General features: G+C 59.0%; 9 protein-coding genes. All 9 read right to left on the bottom strand.

The window, feature by feature from the left end:
• On the bottom strand, window positions 1-620 hold a 620-nt coding region (locus M2406_RS26335; protein WP_259191931.1), incomplete at its 3' end, for a MarC family NAAT transporter.
• Window positions 621-804: 184 nt separating this feature from the next.
• Window positions 805-1,137 (bottom strand): YcgJ family protein, encoded by a 333-nt coding sequence (locus M2406_RS26330; protein WP_259191930.1) that lies wholly within the window; start codon window positions 1,135-1,137, stop codon window positions 805-807.
• A 17-nt stretch (window positions 1,138-1,154) separates the two neighbouring features.
• On the bottom strand, window positions 1,155-1,487 hold the full coding sequence (locus tag M2406_RS26325) for a Dabb family protein (RefSeq protein WP_259191929.1): 333 nt from the start codon (window positions 1,485-1,487) through the stop codon (window positions 1,155-1,157).
• Window positions 1,484-2,437 (bottom strand): EAL domain-containing protein, encoded by a 954-nt coding sequence (locus M2406_RS26320; RefSeq protein WP_259191928.1) that lies wholly within the window; start codon window positions 2,435-2,437, stop codon window positions 1,484-1,486. Before M2406_RS26320 ends, M2406_RS26325 begins: the two co-directional genes overlap by 4 nt.
• Window positions 2,438-2,558: 121 nt before the next feature.
• Window positions 2,559-3,017 (bottom strand): CaiF/GrlA family transcriptional regulator, encoded by a 459-nt coding sequence (locus M2406_RS26315; RefSeq protein ID WP_259191927.1) that lies wholly within the window; start codon window positions 3,015-3,017, stop codon window positions 2,559-2,561.
• 16 nt (window positions 3,018-3,033) lie between these two features.
• The gene (locus tag M2406_RS26310) at window positions 3,034-3,318 is read right to left on the bottom strand and encodes an ANR family transcriptional regulator (RefSeq protein WP_259191925.1); all 285 of its coding nucleotides are present in this window, start codon (window positions 3,316-3,318) and stop codon (window positions 3,034-3,036) included.
• Window positions 3,319-3,388: 70 nt separating this feature from the next.
• Complete coding sequence (locus tag M2406_RS26305) at window positions 3,389-3,517, bottom strand: hypothetical protein (RefSeq protein WP_259191924.1); 129 nt, start codon at window positions 3,515-3,517, stop codon at window positions 3,389-3,391.
• 28 nt (window positions 3,518-3,545) lie between these two features.
• Window positions 3,546-4,184: a hypothetical protein gene (locus M2406_RS26300; RefSeq protein WP_259191923.1), complete on the bottom strand. Its 639-nt coding sequence runs from the start codon at window positions 4,182-4,184 to the stop codon at window positions 3,546-3,548.
• 248 nt (window positions 4,185-4,432) lie between these two features.
• The coding region (locus M2406_RS26295; protein WP_259191922.1) for a hypothetical protein at window positions 4,433-4,669 on the bottom strand (237 nt) is incomplete at its 5' end.

The raw sequence follows: 4,669 nt of genomic DNA, 5'->3' as shown, positions 1-4,669 counted from the left end.
CAAACCAGCAAGAACCCCATCAAACGAGAGATGGCTTCAATACCGCCCTTGCCAACAAGCCTCACAATTGCGCCTGAGCTGCGCAGGCATAACCACAAAATCAACGCTATGGCAAAAAATATGGCAACCGGCGCAACAAGCATTACCCAGGGAGCTAACCCATAAGAGTTCTTATAGAAACTGGACGCTGAACTGATAATCATTGCAATGGTGCCCGGCCCAGCCGTGCTCGGCATCGCTAATGGCACAAAGGCAATATTCGTTTCAGTACGTGCTCGCGACTTATGGACAGGGTTTTCCTCTACCACCACGTCGGGAGTCTGCGGCTGGGGAAACAACATGCGAAAGCCGATAAACGCAACAATAAGCCCACCCGCCATACGCAGGCCAGGAATAGATATTCCAAACGTATTCATTACCCATTGCCCTGCATAAAAGGCAACCGTCATGACAGCAAATGTATACACTGCCGCCATACGGGACTGATGGTTTCGTTCCTCAGTCGTCATGTTGCCGGAAAGTCCAAGCAGCAGAACCACCGTCGTCAACGGATTAGCAAGAGGTAACAGCAACACCAACCCAACCCCTATGACCTGAATTAGCTGTAATAAGGATGACATAATAAACCTCTTTAAGAGCGTCAACGTTCCCCCTGATATCAAAGATGCAGCGCCTTGATACCGGGGATAACCTAAAATTCCTGTAACCATGGGGAGAGATATCCCCCCGCACATCGAGAGAAGACGCCACATCGGTCATCTCATCGGGTAGTGGTTTGTGTCAATGCCAGACGTCAGTTTACTACTACCGCCTGAAGAGCCACTCGGTGGTTACCCTGTCCACAGCACCGGCATGCTTGCCACCTGCACCAAAGTAACGATTGTTACGGCATTCCCTCTCCCGTACACGGCAGAAAATGCCGTTGTCAAAGGTGAAGGCCGTGCGGTCAAATCGGCCTTGCACCGTCAATTGCCGTCCTTTCTTTTCCCCCAGGTATCGATTTGTCAGTCTGTCGGAGACACCGAAAACATCAGCACAGAAATAGGCGTCACAGATGACGCCCGCGGCCGGGAAACGCAGCCTGGGGTCACTCGCCACGCCCGCAAACGAGGTCAGCCCAAGCGCGGCGACCAGCATGATGGTGATCCTTTTCCTCATCGTCTGTTGCCCTTAAAGAGAGCGTGCGTGGCCGCCAGGATATAATCCAGCACGATAATGTCCTTGAGTACAGGTGTCAGTATCGCTTTCAGCGCCTCATGGGCCGGATGGGGGAGATACCGCTGACGCGCCGCGTCGTCGGCAAACGTCATCAGGACAGCATGGGTAAAGCCGGCATTTTTGCCCTCCGGACTGTCGTTTTGTCCCCACTCCACCTCGAGCACACCCTCAACCCTGCGCGGAATGGTTAAGAAGGCATGCCTGACAGCATCTATTTGCTGCTGAGCCGCAGAGGCGTGAAAGGCGATAAACACAATGTGGCGGATCATACTGTTGCTCCTTTCATTCCCCCTCCGCTCGCCACATACACGGCGAACCCTGCCGCCGCAAGGGGCGGCGAAAAATGATATCCCTGCTGCTGAGTGACGCCATGCGCGAGCAACCCTTCATGCTGCTCCCGGGTCTCGACACCCTCAGCCACAATCTCAAGCGCCATCAAATGCCCCAGGCGGATCATCAGTGCGGCCATCGACACCGCACTGCCATCAAACAGCGCCCGCACATGCTTCCGGCCTAGCTTAAACCCGTCCACCGGCAGAATATCGAGCGCCTCTAATCCTGGGTACCCTGTCGCAAAATCATCCAGCATCACCCGAACACCGGTATTCCGCAACGCCATGAGCCGTTGGCGTTCAACGGTCGTGCAGGAAAAGGCGGCCCACTCCCCGACCTCCGCCACCACCCTAACGTCTCGCCCCGCAAGCGCGCGTTGTAACCGCCGACAGTCCTGCAAAAACTGGGTTGACCCTGCATGGGCCGCGCTCACATTGATCGACACCGTAAACCCCACCGGCAACCCGGCCTGTATTCGCGTCAGGTCCCGGCAGGCCTGACGGACCAGCAACCGGGTCATCGGCGCAATCAGGCCGCTGTCTTCCGCCAGGGCAATAAACCGGTCGGCACCACGAATACGTCCGCCAGGCAAATGCCAACGCGCCAATACCTCACACCCACTGACGTGCCCCTGTTCCCCGATCACCCTCGGTTGATACCAGGCCCGGATATCGCCACGGGCCAGGGCCCGTCGCAGCTGGCGTACCCAATAACGCGTTATGGCGTCTCTGAGGGCGGGATACTGCACACCGATGAGCACAACGGCGACAATCAACAGGGGCGCTAACACAAACGTGACATAGCCCTCCTCAACCGTCAGTAACCACTGGGTCACCACCATGCCCATCAGGCCCCAGAACAGCCCACACGCCAACACCATGACCATCCAGGCACCCCGGCGGCTGCACATCCATGCAGCGTATCTGCGCGATCGTGATAAACTCAACACCATGATATCCCCCTCTCAGTAAGCGTGTTTGACTGCCCATTATTCTCATCACAGAGGCTCACCCGGGATTGGGGCGGGTCAGGAACCATCGCCGCAATGCCTGCAAGCCCGCATCCGACAAGGGCCCGCTGTCTTGCGGTAAATCGGTGTCCATGACCGACGTGGGTTTCCCTCTCAACGCCTTCTTCACGGTTCTGTCTGGCTCCGCCACAATTTGCATGTACCGGCACCGCACCCCTTTCATCAGCCGTTCATAACCCTGGCGGCTTTGTATTTTCTTCTGATCTGCACGGCGGATATACGACATCACATCGCCTGCTTGTTTCAGTGTGATCCGGAACGCCTTCGCCAGGTCCTCCCGACAGAAGGGGCGCCCCCGTTGCCAGCCCCATATCGCCACCACCATGTACAGCGGTAAATCGTCCAGACCTGTCAGCGTGGGCGGTAACGTATATTCGCCGTAGTTAGTCTGTGCGGGGGCGACCACCGTACCGGTATTGTGCTCTTGCGTTTTCATTACGCCCTTCCCCCCTTCACTCCGTCTGACTGACCAGCCCCGCGCGCCGCTCACACCAATGGGCACGAGACTCGCACCAGTGACGCTCGACCCCGGCCGGCGCCAGACCCGACGCCAGCCCCCACTGTTGTGCTGCCGTGAGATAATGCTTGTCTTGCTCCAGCGTCGCCGCCAACCGGCTTGCTGCACGGTACTGCTCCCGCATCGTCGGCTTCGCAAACAGCACCGCCATGGAGACGGCAGCATCACCGTGCTCCTCCGCGAGGTCATCCGCCTGCCTCTGATCGTGTTCTTTCGCCATCCCTTCACTCCTGTCTCAGTCTGATGATTGTTGTGGGTTATTCGCGCTGTCCGTTGGGTATGCCCTGCCTTCAGGGCGAAGGGGCGTCACTGCTCACCAATAATCCCCACAACAACCCCACCAACACCGGCAATATGATCCACAACACCACCCGGCGCCAGCGGCGCTCCCCTTTACTCATTGCGACTGTATTTTTCATGGTCTTCTCCTCTGCACTTGTTCATCTGTCAGGTGTTGTTATGCGTGGACAGGCGCCACCGCCGCACAGGCCCGGGAACCCGAAACCGGTCCAGCAACGCCTGCAGGTGCGAGGCACCCAGCTTGTTCATCGCCCCCAGCCGCTGGTTGTACAACGTCTTCGCGCTGACCGACTGGCGCTGGGCCAATACGCGAATGGAGACCATCTGCAGGCACTGCCACAACACCCTGCTCTCGCTGTCAGATAACGCCACCCCCGCCAGCGTACCGTTCCAGTCAGCCCGTGCCAGCGGGTCGTTTTCCTTGTCCGATGGGCCAACTGCCTGACACAGCGTGGCGAGCGGCAAGCGGTCATCCATCACCCGAACCCGCTGTCTGACGCCGACCTGACCAAGCACCCGGTAAATCGTTTCCGGGGCCAGTGCAGACAGCACCACCAGACGCCGTGTGACGGTCGGGGGGACATCAGGCCCCCCCAACTGCAACAGCAGGCTCAGTGCCGCCCGCGGCTCGGTGGGGAGACGAACGACCAGCGTGTCAAGACGAAACATCTCCTCCGGTGCCGTCAGGCCGGACAGTAATAACGTGCTCAGCATCTCCAGGCCATGGGTCCCCCTCACTCGCAAGGTCAGTCCGCTGCGTGGCGCGGCCCCCTGCAATGCGCTCACCAGCCCTGTTCGCCCGTAGCTGCAGCTGTCCACGACAGCCACACGCCATGTCAGGGCCTCTTGTGCCTCCCGGTCTCGCCTGGCGAGCCGTGCGGGGCTGTCTGACATGCGTGTGTGTTGGTCCTTGTCTGACATAGTCATTTCCTCCTGATAAGCGGGTGGGGGAGAACCGCCCCCGGTCATGCATCATGGGCTCTGCGCACAGGATGCGGTTGTGGATGTCCTGTTTATCGTCCTCGTGGCCCAGGCTAGGGGTTGACCACGCCCCACAACTGCACTGCCATCAGCAGCCACAGCATCAGTCCCGCCCCCAGTGAGGCGCTCAGACAGACACAGCGGAACACCGGCAATGACGCCCTCCGGCCGGCATTGATGAGGGCAATCAACACCAACGCCCCCGCCGTCAATACCAACACGCCACGACTCACATCCGAGGTCAGCAAGCCGGCTGCCACACACCACCACAGGGCCACGCTAACCCCCAG

Source organism: Serratia sp. BIGb0163, assembly GCF_024809935.1.
Classification (GTDB): Bacteria; Pseudomonadota; Gammaproteobacteria; order Enterobacterales; family Enterobacteriaceae; genus Serratia; species Serratia quinivorans.
Note: the sequence above shows the minus strand (reverse complement) of the source record. Positions and strands in the feature narration are given on the sequence as shown.